Genomic DNA, 14,755 nt, shown 5'->3' with positions numbered 1-14,755 from the left:
GCTGGATCAGGATGTTAACACCCGAATGCCCTGCGACGTTTCGGTACGGTTCCGTGCATACCCGATCAGTCGAGCGCAGGCAGCGACCGTGGCTCGTGCATCGGGCAGCCGTTCAACTGGCTGCGCAGATCCTGGATCACCGGATACACCGCACGGCGCGCGCGCATGACCGACCCGAGCGGTCGATGCGCCTCGACGCCGTGCCAGGGGCGGAACGCGGTCTGTTCGTTGAGCACGGTGACGCGCTCTTCGGACCAGCTCTTCTGCGGCTTCACCGTGATGGTCGCGACCGGGATGTAGGGATTGCTCTGCTCGGGCCACGGCGTCGCGGCATCCTCGATCGGGTTCTCCTCGAGGTCGCGGCAAAGCTGCGCGCGGAGAGTCCAGGCACCACCCTCGTTCGCGAAGACCGCCATCAGTTCTTCGCGGATCGAGTCGGGGCTCTTGCTCTCGTCGAGCTTCTGGTCGGACAGCGCGCGAAAGTTGGGCGATTCCGGCACGATGTCGAACTTGGCGATATAGTCTCCGAACCGGAGCGGCGCCTGCGTACCATAGCGGTCACCGATCGGATTGGTGTCGGGATAGCCGCCAAAGCCCTTCAACAACGCGCTCTCGCCGCCGACCGCTTCCAACGCCTGCTCAATCGGGCGCAACACTTTCGACAGCGCTTCCTTCGCCCATTCCGCGCGATTGGTCGTCGCAGCAAGCAGCTTTGTGTTGCGCAGGAACCCGACCGGAGTCGGGTTCGAGAAGGCTACACCCGAAGCCATCAGGAAGTCCTGCGTCACCTCGTCATCGGCGCCTGGTAGGCGCTCGCCATCGACGCCGATGATCTTGATCGAGAAGCCGCGCGGCAGGGAGACGCTGTCGCGGATCGGATCGCCGGGGATCGCCGACATGCGGATGATGACGGGGTAGCGACGCCCGCGCTCGAAAATGCCCTGCGCCTGCTCGTCGGCGAGATCGTCGTGCACCACCATCTCGCCTTCGAGCAAGGCATGACTCTTGGCATGGACGCCGCGCTGGGCATGACCGAGGTCCTCATGCGTCTTCTCGACGATGTAGCTGAACGTCTTGTTGAGACCGTCGATCGTCTCCTGCTCGTCGGGACCGATCGTCTCGACGTCGGGGCTATAGCGGATCGGGGTCTTCAACATGGGAATCCTTGTGGTTCAGCGCGGTAACGCGCGGTTCGCGCTTTTGGGGCGTCGGTAGTCCGGAACGGTCAGGCGTTGGCCGCTGCCTTCGCGCCGGCCGCGGTCGCGACGCCGAAGACGAGGTGGACGATCGTGTGCGTACCGATCGTCGCCGCGTCCGCCTGCCATTCGGGTTTCTTGAGCCCCAGCAGAGGCCCGGTGATCCAGTGCATCGCGACGTAAAACCCTAGGCCGAACACGATACCCGACGGCACTACGCCTGCATCCTCGTCCACCGTCAGCGCATAAACTGCGCCGGCTGCCGCGGAGAGCAGGAGGTGGCTACCTTGGACGACAGCTTGTTCGGTTACATCCGGCAGGTCGCTCGACGGTACGGAGCGGACGCCGAGTTGCCGCGCACCGGCCCGTTCGAGATCGGTGAGTTCGGACGGCGTGCCGATCTTCTTCTCGCCCGCCATCATCATCGCGGTGATGCCGAGCCCGGCCACCAACCCGCCGGCGATCGCGCCGGCCATCCGCCTGCCGTTCATGCGCGCTTTCCCTCTTCCTGGGGATCGTCGGGCAGATCTTCCTCGCGACCGGGGACCGACATGTCGTAGGCGTTGAGCAGCAGCGACACGAGGCAATAGCCACCGACCAGATAGACCAGCTCGGCCGTCCGGTCCTCGCCGAACGCGCGCACGGCACGGTCGTAGGTCGAGGCCGGCAGCTGCCGTCCGCCCGCCAACGTGACCGCGACGTCGTAGGCGGCCTGTTCCTCTTCGGTCAGGTCGGCAGGACGCTGGCCGGCTGCGATCGTCGCGACCTTCTCGGGGGACAGACCCGCCGCCTCGCCGACCCGCTCGTGCGCGTAAAGTTCGTAGCGCGAGTTGAAGACCGCGCCGGTCGCCAGGACCGCGACCTCGTGCGCCGCCTTGGGCAGCGTCGCGTTGTCGATCAGCGCCTTGGTATACGTCCAGGCGGCGCGACCGAACGCGGGAAAGCGTAGCATCGGCGCGAACGGCCCGACCAACGCACCATCCGCTCGATGCGAGACGAAGCCCTTGAGATGCTCGGTGATGTAAGCGTCCATCTCGTCGTGAAGCGGACGCAGATCCGCGGGCATGTCCGCGGGCGGATAAGGTGGGGTACGCATCGCTGGCTCTCCGTTGTCAGACCGCGCCGGCCGGATGCCGGTCACGCAATGATCGACGGGGCGGCACCAGCCACCCCGCCGGGCCGATCAGCGGCGGGGCGCCCCAGCGAACGCGGCCTTCAGGCGCGCGACCGCCAGTTCGTTGGCGTCCTTGGCACCACGCACGACCTTCGCCATGCCGAAGAACTCATGCGTGACGCCTGGAAAGGTCTTCTGCTCGACCTTCACGCCGGCGGTCCGCATCGCGGCGGCCAGAGTCTCGCCGTCCGAGCGCAGCGGATCGATCTGCGCGTTGATGATCGTCGTCGGCGGCAGGGCGCGCAGATTGGCGGCGACCAGGTTCAGGCGCGGGTCCTGCGCATCGGCGGCGCTGGTCTGGTAATAATAGCCGAACCACTTCAGCATCGCAGCGTTCAGCGGCTTGGCGTTCGCCGAGTCCTTGCGCGACGGCAGCGTCATGCTGCTGTTGGCAATCGGATAGACCGAGACGATGTAGCGCGGCAGCGTCAGGCGATTGTCGCGGGCGTAGATCGCCGTCGCGACTGCGAGGTTGCCGCCCGCGCTCTCACCCGCCACTGCGATCTTCGCAGGGTCGCCACCCCAGCTCGCCGCATTCTGCAACGTCCAGCGATACGCCGCTGCGGCGTCGTCATGCTGCGCCGGGAACTTGAACTCGGGCGCGTGGCGATATTCGACCGACACGACGATCGCGTTAAGCGCCTTGGCCATCGCGCGTGGTGCCGAATCATACGTGTTCACGTCCGCGATGACCCAGCCGCCGCCGTGATAATAGACTACGACCGGCATCGGCTTGCCATTCGCGGGCGCTGCCGCGGGCTTGTAGATCCGCGCGAACTGCTGGGCGTCCGAGCCATACGGCACGTCCTGCGTCGTTACCGAAGCGTCGGGCGCGGTTGGCATGCCCTGCTGAGCCATCGCCGCCTTGGCGCCATCGGCGGCCGAAGGCTGCATCCGCGCCTGCGCCGGGGTCAGCGTCTCGATCGGCTTGCCGCCGAGACCCGCGAGCGCGTCGAGCACCTTCTGCATGTCGGGCGCCGCCTTGGGGGGCTGCGTCGCGCTTTCCGGCGGAGCGGCGGGGGGCGGTGCGCTAGGCGTGCGGGCCGATTGCGCGAGCACGCTGGCCGATGCCGTCAGCAGCGTCGCCGCGAAAAGGCTGCGCGCGACGGGGCGCTTCGAGATGGAAACCATGTGATCCTCCTGTTTGATCGCTCATGTGATCCTCCTGTTTGATCGCTCATGAACAAAGCAGAATGGCCAACGTTGCTGTACGGAACCGTGCAAAGTCCGCCGGTTAGAAGGAGAATTGGGTGTCGACGATCGTTTCAATCACCGGCGCAACGCCTCGCGCAGCGGTCGATCGCGATGAAGTTCCTGTCGAAAGAAAGGTTGGCAATCGTCTGCTAGCCAGCCTCTCCCCGGAAGATTTCGGCTTGCTGGCGCCGCATCTCGAGCCGGTATCGTTCGCGGTCGGGGATTTCATCACGCGAACCGGCGATCCGATCGAAAGCATCTGCTTTCTCGAACAGGGCATTGCAGGCGTACTCGACTCGCTCGATGACGATCGTCGCTATGCGGTCGGTCTGGTCGGCGCGGAGGGCTTCATCGGCTGGCCGCTGGTGATGGGCGACGATCGCTCCCCCTACGACGTCACCATGCGCGCCGAGCGCGGCCAGGCGCTGCGCATGCCCGCTAAGGCGTTGCTGGCAGCCGTGGACCAAAGCCCTCCGTTGCGCATGACACTGCTCCGCTTCGCGCACGTGTTCATGCTGCAGATGGGCCGGACCGTCGTGTCATCTCTGGCGCATCCGATCGAACGCCGCATGGCCCGGTGGATCCTGCTCTACCACGACCGTGTCCAGGCCGACGAGATCTGCATGACGCATGAGGAGTTCCGTCTGATGCTCGGCGTTCGCCGTAGCAGCGTTACGGACGCACTTCACCGGCTAGAAGAGGAGCATGCGATCCGGGCAGTCCGGGCCAAGGTTCTGGTCCACGATCGGACAAAGCTTATGGCCCTGGCGGGCGATACATATGGCCAACCAGAGCAGGACTATGCCCGCCTCCTACAGATGACCGGAACCGCTAAGGCCTCGCGCTAAGTGACCCAGAGTCGGTCATTCACGCGCCACTCGCAGGTTCCCGATTTCTGCCGTTCATTCAGCTACAGAGTTTGGCTCATGTTGGCTGGTTGCTGGCAGCAGACGTTCGGTTACCGGACGTGGAGAGCGGACGCTTTGAACATCTCTGGCACGATTCTCAGCTTCATCCGCCAAAGCCATTATCACCGACGGTAGCAAACTAATCCTAAGCATTCCTGATATAGCGCTTTGGGTGGGAACGTTCGCGCTTACTGCGATAGCGGGCTGATCGATCGAACGTGGCGATCCCGTCCACGTAACCGCGAATTGCCGCTTCGTTCGCAAAGTCAGCCGGCCCAAGTGGGATGGAGGCAGTCATCACGACCAGTTTGCGGATTTCAACCCAAGGCTGATAACCCGGCGGCAGCGACACCTGCAAGCGCACATGCTTCGTCGTTATCCGAGGTGTCGCCCGTCACACCCACTGCTCCGACCAACTGGCCGTCTGAGTCGATTACGAGCACGCCGCCCGCCGCAGGCACGACGCCGTCCGGAGAGATGGGCCCGATCGACGCGACGAACGTTGGTCGCTCCAACGCCATCTCGGCAATCTTGCGGCTCGAGATGCCGAGCGCGAGCGCGCCGCTCGCCTTGGCAATTGCGATCTGAGGTCGCAGCATCGAGGCCCCGTCTTCACGTTGCAGCGCGACGAGGTGCCCACCGGGATCGAGCACCACCACGCAGAGCGGCTTGAAACCGAGTTCCACCCGCCTCTCCAGCGTCGCCATGATAATCTTGCTGGCAAGTTCAAGCGTGATGCGCACCATGCAAAGTTCCTTAGTATGGACCGGTATCCTTGGGGACGGATAATCGGCGTGAGGCTGGTCGGGATCATGGCCTATGTGGAAATGCCTCTACCGACTTCAGCGATCCACGCAGCGGTCAGTTTGCGTCGCTGCCGCACACAAATATGCCCCGTTTGACCGGCCCAAACAAATGCTTTGCGGTCCACGTCGGGGGTCAATCGTTAAAACGATCATGCGGCGGTCGACCCTCGTCGACTGTTTACGTGCGATGATGGAGTACGGGATGATGGGCGATCTTCTGGAAAATCGACTTGGCCTTGACGTGGTCGAAACTGGGAAGGGCGTCGGCGCGGAGGTTCGCGGTGTGGATCTTCGGACGCTCGATGACCAACAGTTCGCCGACCTGCACCAGGCCTGGCTCGACAATCTGGTCCTGCTCGTCCGGGACCAGTCGCTTTCGGACGCGGATCTGATCGCCTTCAGCCGCCGGTTCGGGGACCTCGATCTCGCGCCGATCCAGGAGACCGGCCGCCGCTTCGTCGAGGGACTGCCCGAACTCTATGTCGTCTCTAACGTGGTCGAGGGCGGCGTCCCGATCGGCAGCCTCGGCAACGGCGAAGCGGTCTGGCACACGGACATGTCCTATGTCGAAGTCCCGCCCCAGGCGAGCGCGCTTTATGCGCTGGAAGTGCCACCGACGGGCGGCAATACGAGCTTTATCGATATGTACGCCGTGTACGAGGCGCTGCCCGATGACTTGAAGGCGCGCATCGCCGGACGCCGCGTCAAGCACGACGGCACCTACAATAGCGGTGGTTTCCTGCGCCAGGGCGTCACGCCAAGCGACGATCCGCGCGAGGCGCCGGGTAGTTTGCACCCGCTGGTCTACACGCATCCGGAAACCGGTCGCCCCGCGCTGTATCTCGGCCGCCGCCGTAATGCGTATATCGATGGTCTGGATCTGGCCGAGTCCGAAGCGCTGCTCGACGAGCTTTGGGATCATGTCGACGGCGACCGGTTCGGCTGGAGCCATCACTGGCGCAAGGGCGATCTGGTGCTGTGGGACAATCGGTGCACGATGCACCGGCGTGATGCGTTCGATCCGGCCGCACGGCGCGTGATGCACAGGACGCAGATCAAGGGGACGGGCCGACCTGCATGACAGGGCATGGCCTGAACCGGTCCGACGCGGTCGCGCGTCGCGTACCGCGGTGGATGAGCATCCCGAACCGCATCCTCGCGGTGCTCTGCCTGATGTATCTGGTCCTTTACATCGACCGGGTGAACCTGGCGACGGTGGGGCCGCGGATGACCGCCGAACTGGGGATGAGCAACACCCAATTCGGCCTGGCGATCTCCGCCTTCTCCTATCCGTACGCACTCATCCAGCTCTTCGGTGGTCGGGTCATCGACCGCTTCGGGCCGCGGCGCATGTTGGTGATCTGCGGCGCCATCGTCTGCGTGGCGACGGTGCTGACGGGGCTGGTCGGCGGGATGGCGTCGCTGTTTGCGCTGCGTCTCGCGCTCGGCATCGGCGAAGGGTTCGCGTTTCCCGCTGCGACGCGCGCCATGGCGACATGGCTGCCACCGGCGCGCTGGGGCTTTGCACAAGGGATCACGCACGCCGCAGCGCGGCTTGGCAATGCGCTGACCCCGCCGCTGCTGGTCGGTTTGATGGCCCTCGTATCCTGGCGGGGGGCATTCGTGGTGCTCGGAGTCGCGAGCGCGGTCTGGGTGGTCCTGTGGCTGGTGGTCGCGCGGGAGAACCCTGAACGACACCCCGGCATGTCTGACGAGGAACGCGCCGAACTGGCTCCGGCCGTGCAGCAGGCGGCCACCACGCCGCCCGTCCCGTGGTGGCGGCTCGCGCGACGGATCGCGCCCGTCACGGCCGTGGATTTCTGCTACGGCTGGACATTGTGGGTGTTCCTGACATGGCTCCCCTCGTTCTTCTTAAAGAATTTCGGGCTCGACCTGAAGCACTCGGCGCTGTTTTCGGGCGGCGTGCTGTTGGGTGGCGTGATCGGCGACTGGGTCGGTGGAGCAGCCAGCGACTATATCTACCGCAAGACCGGCAGCCTGCAGGCAGCGCGGCGCAATCTGATCATCGTCGGGATGGTCGGCGCTTTCGTGTTTCTGGTGCCCGTGGTCCTCACCCACGACCTGACGACGGTCGCCCTGTGCCTGTCGCTCGCCTTCTTCTTCTCCGAGCTTGTGGTGGCGCCGATCTGGGCCGTCCCGATGGACATCGCGCCGCAATATGCCGGCACCGCCAGCGGCATGATGAACTTCGGCTTCGGCATTGCCGGTATCCTCTCTCCGCTGGTGTTCGGCGCGGCGGTGGACCTGACTGGCAGCTGGTCGATCCCGTTCTGCGCCTCGCTGGCGCTACTCTTGGTCGGCGCCGGTCTGTCGTTCTTCATGCACCCCGAAAAGCCTTTTCAGGCTGAAGGACCTCACTGAGCCGGAAGGTGGAAAGCGCCGCTTTGCATGATTTGGTGGCCAGGACAGTCATATCGCAGCGTAATCTAGCGGGCCTGAGATCGGTCGAGGCCCAAGATAGAACGGTCTGGCGCGTATCTGAGCAGCTACGTTGCGCCACTGACCGGATAAAGGCAGCATCAACCGCTCACGCAAAGGGAGACCGATTGTGTCTGTTGCTATCCTGGATAGCCGTCGGCTGACGCTCATCGCACTCGTTCCCGACAAGGCCGTCTCTATATTCGGGCGGATCCGAGAGTTTCCGCGGTTTGGCGATGCGCAGCATATCGCTGTTTACAGTCGTACCGCTGCCGAGCGAACGGCGCTGGCCGCGCGGATTGATGCCGCCGTATCGGCGTCCGATCGTGCCGTCATGCTCCTGGCACAGGGTAGTGCCTGTGCGGCCGCCGCATGGTGGGCCCGACTGTCGCCTAAAGCCTATACCGCGAACGTTGCGGGCGCCCTGTTGGTCGCCCCCGGAGGCGCAGGCTCGCATCACGGTCATTTTGCGGCACCGAAAATCGGATTGCCCTTCCCGTCGATCGTCGTCGGTGCTGATGACGAAGCGCAGCGTTTGGGCGTGGAATGGGGCAGTCGCCTCATCGATGGCCCGCTACTTAATGCGGCGACGGCGCCGACCAGCCGCCTACGCGCCATCATCGATCGCTTCACTTCCGCCGTCGTCAATCGCGACGTCGTTGCCGCGCATCGTATCATCCAGGCAATCGGTGACGCCTAGCTGCACGGCGGCCGTTAAGTGAGACCGGCCTAAAATCGGGCAATGTGAGCACCCTGTCCGAAATCTCCATACTTCACGGGTGGGGCGGCGCACGTCCGTATCCTCATGACGAAGCAAACCTATCCCAGCGGCGCACCTTTGCTTGCTTTCAATTCCCATCGATCCAGGGGATATTGCCAGCACAAAGGAGCCGGATATGCGAGATTTCGTCGCAAGGATGCCCGTCATCGAGTGGCCCACGCTCGCCATCGCCGTTCTAATCTACGCCGGCTGGATCGCGCTTACCGCGTTTCACGCGCAGGTTCCGCTGCCCGTGCTGGTCGTCCTCGGCGGATGGCTGGTCGCCTGGCAGGGATCGCTGCAACACGAGACGATCCACGGCCATCCGACCGGAGTCGGCCGGATCGACAGCGCGATCGGCTTTGCCCCCCTGTCGCTTTGGCTGCCGTATCGGCTGTATCGCCGAAGCCATCTTGCGCATCATGGCGCCAAGGTAATCACTGATCCCCGGCACGACCCGGAATCGCGCTACCGTCTATCCAGACACGGCGCTCTTGCCGCTTCGCTGCAATCGACCTTGGTCGGCCAGATGATCTTTGGCCCGGCGTTGTCGATCAGCCGATTCCTTATCACCGAGGCGCGGCGTGCCGTCCGCAGCCCTGCCACTGTCGCACAAGATTGGACACCGCATTTGATCGGCGTAGCCGCGGTTTTATGGTGGCTGGATCATGTCGGAATGAACCTTGCCACTTATCTGATAGCATTCGTCTATCCAGGCACCGCGCTGACGATGCTACGGTCATACGCGGAGCATCGCGCCGACTTGGCGAGCCCTGGACGGGCTGCCATCGTCGAGCGCGGCGGCGTGTTCGCAGTGCTGTTTCTGAATAACAACCTTCATGCCGCTCACCACGAGCGTCCGCGTCTGCCCTGGTATCGCCTGCCGTCCTATCACTATAGCCACCGTGACCATTTCGTCGAACAGGGGGCGCCGATCTATCGCGGCTATGGCGAGATCATCTGGCGGTTCGCGTTTCGATCGCATGACGACATGCTCCATCCCGATCATCGGGCACGCTCCGCATGACGCCGCTGATCGCCTCGCTCGGGATGTACGACCATCCGGCGCAGCAGGGCACGAACGACCGGATCTGGTCCGCAATCGTCCGTATCCTGCGAACACGCGGGGTCGAAGGCGTACCCGATGTCCTCGACCGGAAGCGCCACGTCCATGATCTCTGGCGAGACCCGAACCTGCTGTTCGGGCAGGCTTGCGGCTATCCACTGATCGCCGACGATAGCCTTGCTCTGCAAGTCATCGCCTTGCCGATCTACGACGTGCCGGGGTCGACAAGTAGCGACGCGACGCACGCCAGCGTGCTGGTGGCGCGCGCGAACGATGGGCGTAGATCGCTGGCCGACTACCGCGACACCCGCGCCGCGATCAACGATCCGCAGTCGAACACGGGCATGAACCTGTTCCGCGCGACGCTAGCGCCGATCGCCGAGACGAGTGTCTTCTTCGCCAGCGTAGTGCAGACCGGATCGCACCGCGCCAGTGTCGCGGCGGTCGCTGCCGGGGACGCGGATATCGCCGCGATCGACACCGTCACCTATGCGACGCTGATGCGTCACGAACCAGATCTGACCGCCCTGCTCAAGGTCGTCGCGCGCAGCCCCGCCTCTCCGACCCTGCCGTTCGTGACGTCCGCGATCACAAGCATCGAGACGATCGCAGCACTGCGCTTCGCCTTGCAGCAGGTCATGGCGGACCATTGCCTCGCGGACGATCGCGCCGTGCTCGGGTTAGCAGGTATCGTGACCGCGAACGTCGACGCGCTGGCCCCGATCCTTAGGTTAGAACAGTCGGCGATCCGCTGTGGTTATCCGGACCTGCGATGACCGCCGCGCCACATCAGCAAGTGCCCGATCTCGACGACGCCATCGCGGCCCTGCGCGCGGCACGCGCCGCTTGGCGACGCGAAGATGGTGGACGACACAGCGTCGCTCATTTCCCGTCGCGCATCGAGGTCGAGCGCGCGATCGGCGATCTCGTCGTCGCGCTGTTTCCCGGGCGACTTGGCGGCTATGCCGGGGATAGCGCGGGGGAAGACAGGTTCGTCGCCGCAGCGTTGCGCCGCGCTTTAACGATCTTGCAGCGACAGGTCGAAAGCGAATTCGCCTATTGGCAGGAGGAGTCAGCGCAAGCGTTCGATCCCGGCCAGTCGGCGATGATCGTCCGCCTCTTCGTCGGTGAACTCGGCGCGATCCGAGAATTGGTCGACGCCGATGTCCGGGCCGCGTTTCTCGGCGATCCGGCGGCACGCAGCGCAGATGAAATCCTGATCTGCTATCCCGGTATTGTCGCGATGCTCCATCACCGCATCGCGCATGCGCTTTACAATCTGGGAGCGCCGATCGTTGCGCGAATCGTGTCCGAACTCGCCAACACGCGTACCGGCATCGACATCCATCCCGGCGCCACGATCGGGCGGGGTGTCTTCATCGACCACGGCACCGGCGTGGTGATCGGCGAGACCGCGATCGTAGGCGACCGGGTCCAGATCTACCAGCATGTGACACTCGGCGCGCGCAGCCCGCTCGGCGTGACGGACATGTCCGTGCGCGAGCGATTGGCCCGCCATCCGATCGTTGAGGACGACGTCGTGATCTATGCGGGCGCAACGATTTTGGGGCGCGTGACGATCGGACGCGGCGCGACGATTGGTGGCAATGTCTGGCTGCTGGAGGATGTACCGCCCGACAGCGTCGTGGCGCAGCCGACCGCGGTGAACCTCAAGGGCGACGCCGCCACTCAGTTGCACGAGACCTTGCGTGGGCGCTCGGCATGACGCGCTTCTTTCCCTCGTGTCGTGATTCCGGCCGTCACGATGCGGAACCCGAGCGCCCGGTGATCGGCGTGGTATGCTGCAACGAGGTCGCCGATCGTCCGATCCAGACGGTCGCCACCCGCTTCATCGATCCGCTCGTGCAATATGCAAACGCGACGGTGCTGCTGGTGCCCGCAGTCGCGGATGCGCTGGACTCCCGGTCGCTGGCGACGCGGCTCGATGGCCTGTTGCTCACTGGATCCCGGTCGAATGTGGCGGGCGATCGCTATGGCGGGATCGACGCAGAGGATAATGCGCTCGATCTTGACCGCGATACCGTCGCGTTCGATCTTGCCGCGCGGATGATCGAGGCGGGCCGACCAGTCTTCGGCATCTGTCGCGGACTGCAGGAACTGAACGTTCTGTTCGGCGGCACGCTGACCGATACCGAAGCGGGGCACCACCGTGAGACCGGCGACGCGACGGCGTATGAAACGCTGTTCGATCATGTCCACGATGTCGCCTTGCAGACCGGCGGCCTGCTCGAAACGGCGATGGCGCGGTCGAGCGTCACGGTGACGTCGGTGCATCGCCAGGGCGTCGACCGACTTGGTGGGGGGCTCCGCGTGGAAGCGGTTGCGACCGACGACGGCCTGATCGAGGCCTTCTCCGCGCGGCCCTGCGGCGGTGACGTCGTCGCCGTTCAATGGCATCCCGAATGGGATGTCGCGGTCAGCGACGCCAGTCGCGCATTCTTTTCCCTGATCGGCCGATCGCTTCGAATTTCGACGAATTCGTAACCCAGCAGTTACATTGCGGGCGATCAAATCGTCGAAGACTACAGACCAAAGAAGCTGTTCGGACCTCTCCCACCTCCTGTATCTGGCGCCGCGCCCGCTCTACGAACGACTGTTTACGGTAGCAGTCGCCCGATAGCGGACGGGCGGGTGTCCACCAGCAAGCGGGCGGATGCGCCCCTGCCCCACCGCCTGAACGAACGTCCGTTCATGCCGATCGCCGCCCGAAACCGGACAGGCCGCTTTCCACCACGTTGCGACGTTCGCGATCGGCAAAGCGGACCCAGCAGCGGACGGGCCGGAAACGCCCAATTCAGGGCCTTTGCTCACGTCGGCCGAGCTCCTAAAAGCGGTCGCTAGATAAAAAGGCGAGAGCGATGCTTGGCAAGATAGTTGGCGTTACTTTGATTATGGCCGCGTTGCTTCCGAGCAGCGCACAGGTCCTACCTGCTCCGTCACTACCGGGCCAAGCTAGGCTAAGCGAGGAACTCGTTCGGTCAATCGAAACAAAAGACACAGCCGCTTATGCGGCGCTTTTATCTGACGCCGTGCATGTATTTGAGGACGGCAAAGAGGTAGCTCACAGCAAGGCAGACTGGATCAATACATTTGGTAAAAAGCTGTCTGCTGATGGTGTTGTCTTCAAAATATCTCCCGGCTTTTCGTCCTTGGGACGCCTCCTTTTTATCGAGTACTTTAATTCAGCCGGGAGCTGGGGCGGTAACGTTCCAGCGCATTGCTGTTGGTCCTATGACGCGGTTGCCTATGATCTCGCTGGCGGAAAGGTTACTGCAATACGGCGTCTTCGAGGAGGCGAGACCAAGCTAGATGAGCGCGGCTCGCCCGCAAAATAACGTCCGCTAATTCCATGCTGCGCTCCTATAAGCGGCCGGACTGCTAACCACCAGCTTCGGCCGTTCCGAACGTCGCGACTTGGTGGCAAGCGGACATTCAGGCGGCAGGCTCACTACCGTCTCCAAGGTGTAGCCGCCCCTCTCGAACGGTGAACCATCGCGGCGCACCATTGCGCCGGTCCACCAAGTGCCATTGCGGTTGGCCGCCTGTAGTCGAGAATGACAGGAACCGGACTCCGCCATCCGTAGTCATGGACACTTCGGGCAGTTCGCCAAATAGCTCGCATCGCGCAATCCGGGCGTGGCGTAAGTCGTCGAGGGCTCGCTCCCACAGGCCTTCCTCGCTCCAGCTTCCGCATCGGATCGCCGTCGCGTCCTCAATGCGCCAACTCCATTCGACACCGAGCGATACTTCACCTTCGGGGTGGCCTGTCGAGCCATCTCTATTAGCTACAGGGTGCAACTTGCCGCATTCGATGAAGATGGCGGACCCATAGCCACGCCAGACGTGACTTATGGGCAGGCCGATGAGCGACGCGGCAAAAGGCTCGAAGGCTTCGATGGGTGTCATAGGCGCTGATCTTAGCCGGTCACCGCTCTGTCCGCTATTGGGCGTTGGCGGAATGACCGGGATTGGTGGAAAACGGAACGGCCGAAGCTGGTGGGAAGCTGCCGTCAGGCGGGACGCGGCTTTACGGCCAACGCGATCAGCAGCAACGATGCAACAAGAAGCAAGCCGACGACGCCACCCTTTACAAAGTCAGACACTGGAGCGCTTTGAGCAATCGGCACCATCGCCGCAAGAAAAACCGCTGCGAGTGCCATCCCCGGTCTTGCTACTGTCTTCATTAATCAACTCATTCGATGCGCGAGCAGCATGCAGTCAACGCGGAGTTGAAGTCTAGCGAGCTTTTGTCCGCTTATGGGCGAAAGCAGACTGGCAGCTTATCGCTGAGCAAGGAGAAGCGGATGATCAGCTTCGGTGCTGCCTAAGAAATGGCCTTAGGACGCCTGATCGACCGGTCTGCTGATTGAGTAACCTAGCGCGGATTAAACCAGGGGGGACCCTCAACAGCCCAGCGGGCTGCTAAGATTGCGACCGTCGCTGCAAGTCCATTGATGACCAACCTTCTCCCGCTTGGTTGTTGATGTCCAAGCGGAAGGACTAGTATTTCGACCACGACCGCGCTCAGCCAAAACCAAAGCAGGTGGATGCGGCTTTCTATCAGCGGCGCGAGCGTGCGGCTCGCAGCGGCGGCAACAGCAAAAGTTGCGGCGTTGGCGAGGGCTAAGCGGTAAAGCACGCTGCCGCCTATCAGGGAGGCAGCTAGTGCGCCACCGCCCAGAACGCCCGCAATTGGCGCGGTTAGCTACCAGGCACCAGATGGGTGGTATGCAGTCCGGCAGCTCGAACGAGGGAAATCTAAGAAGCAGACGTTCGCCTGTGCCGACGAGCGACGACCAAAAGCACTACAGGGGTGACGTAGAGCCACGCAGCAAAGACTGCCCAAAGCGAGATGCCCTCAGCGGTGCTTTCCGTGCTGAAGGACGGCCATAGCGGCACTTCCAAGATCATGAGACTGAAGATAAGGATCGGCATCGCGGTCGCGAGCCAAACCGCAGCAACGAGCCAGAACAGCCACGTTTTGGCGTTGTTTCGATCGCCGATCATGCCGCCAGAATGTCGGCTTTCGAAGAAAGCGTCTAGCATAGTGATTGACCGCTAATGGGCGACAGCCGAACGGCAGCTTTGCTAAAAATGGTCCGCTTTGGCTTCCCAAAAAGGAACGGTAATCGAGAAGGCCCAAGCATTCTCGAAATAGATGGTAAATCGGGAAAGCTTCTCACCCTCGACC

At 63.3% G+C, this 14,755-nt stretch carries 16 protein-coding genes; 9 read left to right on the top strand and 7 right to left on the bottom strand.

The annotated features are described in order from the left end of the window. Positions 1–65: 65 nt before the first annotated feature. The 4 genes from sphst_RS02310 to sphst_RS02295 all read right to left on the bottom strand — a co-directional run bounded on the left by sphst_RS02310 (position 66) and on the right by sphst_RS02295 (position 3,501). Positions 66–1,154 (bottom strand): catalase family protein, encoded by a 1,089-nt coding sequence (locus tag sphst_RS02310; protein WP_234387264.1) that lies wholly within the window; start codon positions 1,152–1,154, stop codon positions 66–68. A 71-nt stretch (positions 1,155–1,225) separates the two neighbouring features. Continuing rightward, positions 1,226–1,687, bottom strand: coding sequence for a hypothetical protein (locus tag sphst_RS02305; protein ID WP_107045090.1), 462 nt, complete (start codon positions 1,685–1,687; stop codon positions 1,226–1,228). Beyond that, entirely contained in the window at positions 1,684–2,292 is a 609-nt protein-coding gene (locus sphst_RS02300; protein ID WP_031396375.1) for a carboxymuconolactone decarboxylase family protein, read from the bottom strand. Before sphst_RS02300 ends, sphst_RS02305 begins: the two co-directional genes overlap by 4 nt. 87 nt (positions 2,293–2,379) lie before the next feature. Continuing rightward, positions 2,380–3,501 (bottom strand): alpha/beta hydrolase, encoded by a 1,122-nt coding sequence (locus tag sphst_RS02295; RefSeq protein WP_107045089.1) that lies wholly within the window; start codon positions 3,499–3,501, stop codon positions 2,380–2,382. Between the two features lie 119 nt (positions 3,502–3,620). On the opposite strand from sphst_RS02295, the gene sphst_RS02290 reads away from it, so the two are divergent. After that, positions 3,621–4,412: a Crp/Fnr family transcriptional regulator gene (locus sphst_RS02290; protein ID WP_051916443.1), complete on the top strand. Its 792-nt coding sequence runs from the start codon at positions 3,621–3,623 to the stop codon at positions 4,410–4,412. A gap of 377 nt (positions 4,413–4,789) precedes the next feature. Here sphst_RS02290 and sphst_RS02285 read toward each other — a convergent pair whose 3' ends face one another. Further along, entirely contained in the window at positions 4,790–5,218 is a 429-nt protein-coding gene (locus tag sphst_RS02285; RefSeq protein ID WP_107045088.1) for a GlcG/HbpS family heme-binding protein, read from the bottom strand. A gap of 262 nt (positions 5,219–5,480) precedes the next feature. On the opposite strand from sphst_RS02285, the gene sphst_RS02280 reads away from it, so the two are divergent. The 8 genes from sphst_RS02280 to sphst_RS20220 all read left to right on the top strand — a co-directional run bounded on the left by sphst_RS02280 (position 5,481) and on the right by sphst_RS20220 (position 12,899). Next, on the top strand, positions 5,481–6,359 hold the full coding sequence (locus sphst_RS02280) for a TauD/TfdA dioxygenase family protein (protein WP_031394434.1): 879 nt from the start codon (positions 5,481–5,483) through the stop codon (positions 6,357–6,359). A 53-nt stretch (positions 6,360–6,412) separates the two neighbouring features. Next, a complete protein-coding gene (locus tag sphst_RS02275; RefSeq protein WP_199848890.1) occupies positions 6,413–7,660 on the top strand; it encodes an MFS transporter in 1,248 nt (415 codons plus the stop codon). A gap of 187 nt (positions 7,661–7,847) precedes the next feature. After that, positions 7,848–8,417, top strand: a complete 570-nt coding sequence (locus tag sphst_RS02270) for an alpha/beta hydrolase (protein WP_051916328.1) — start codon at positions 7,848–7,850, stop codon at positions 8,415–8,417. Positions 8,418–8,613: 196 nt separating this feature from the next. Then, a complete protein-coding gene (locus sphst_RS02265; protein ID WP_031393829.1) occupies positions 8,614–9,504 on the top strand; it encodes a fatty acid desaturase in 891 nt (296 codons plus the stop codon). Further along, on the top strand, positions 9,501–10,319 hold the full coding sequence (locus tag sphst_RS02260; RefSeq protein ID WP_031393828.1) for a phosphate/phosphite/phosphonate ABC transporter substrate-binding protein: 819 nt from the start codon (positions 9,501–9,503) through the stop codon (positions 10,317–10,319). The genes sphst_RS02265 and sphst_RS02260 overlap by 4 nt, the downstream gene beginning before the upstream one ends. Then, positions 10,316–11,269 (top strand): serine O-acetyltransferase EpsC, encoded by a 954-nt coding sequence (gene epsC, locus sphst_RS02255; RefSeq protein WP_031393827.1) that lies wholly within the window; start codon positions 10,316–10,318, stop codon positions 11,267–11,269. Before sphst_RS02260 ends, epsC begins: the two co-directional genes overlap by 4 nt. Beyond that, positions 11,266–12,048: a gamma-glutamyl-gamma-aminobutyrate hydrolase family protein gene (locus tag sphst_RS02250; RefSeq protein ID WP_199848889.1), complete on the top strand. Its 783-nt coding sequence runs from the start codon at positions 11,266–11,268 to the stop codon at positions 12,046–12,048. Before epsC ends, sphst_RS02250 begins: the two co-directional genes overlap by 4 nt. A gap of 374 nt (positions 12,049–12,422) precedes the next feature. Then, positions 12,423–12,899 carry a hypothetical protein gene (locus tag sphst_RS20220; protein ID WP_159043471.1) on the top strand — a complete coding sequence of 159 codons (477 nt, stop codon included), beginning with the start codon at positions 12,423–12,425 and terminating at the stop codon, positions 12,897–12,899. 97 nt (positions 12,900–12,996) lie between these two features. Here sphst_RS20220 and sphst_RS20215 read toward each other — a convergent pair whose 3' ends face one another. Continuing rightward, positions 12,997–13,470, bottom strand: coding sequence for a hypothetical protein (locus sphst_RS20215; protein WP_159043470.1), 474 nt, complete (start codon positions 13,468–13,470; stop codon positions 12,997–12,999). A gap of 104 nt (positions 13,471–13,574) precedes the next feature. Beyond that, on the bottom strand, positions 13,575–13,748 hold the full coding sequence (locus sphst_RS20210; protein ID WP_159043469.1) for a hypothetical protein: 174 nt from the start codon (positions 13,746–13,748) through the stop codon (positions 13,575–13,577). Between the last annotated feature and the right edge of the window lie 1,007 nt (positions 13,749–14,755).

Origin of the sequence: Sphingomonas sp. STIS6.2 (assembly GCF_000732685.2) — a bacterium.
GTDB classification, from domain to species: domain Bacteria; phylum Pseudomonadota; class Alphaproteobacteria; order Sphingomonadales; family Sphingomonadaceae; genus Sphingomonas; species Sphingomonas aerolata.
Note: the sequence above shows the minus strand (reverse complement) of the source record. Positions and strands in the feature narration are given on the sequence as shown.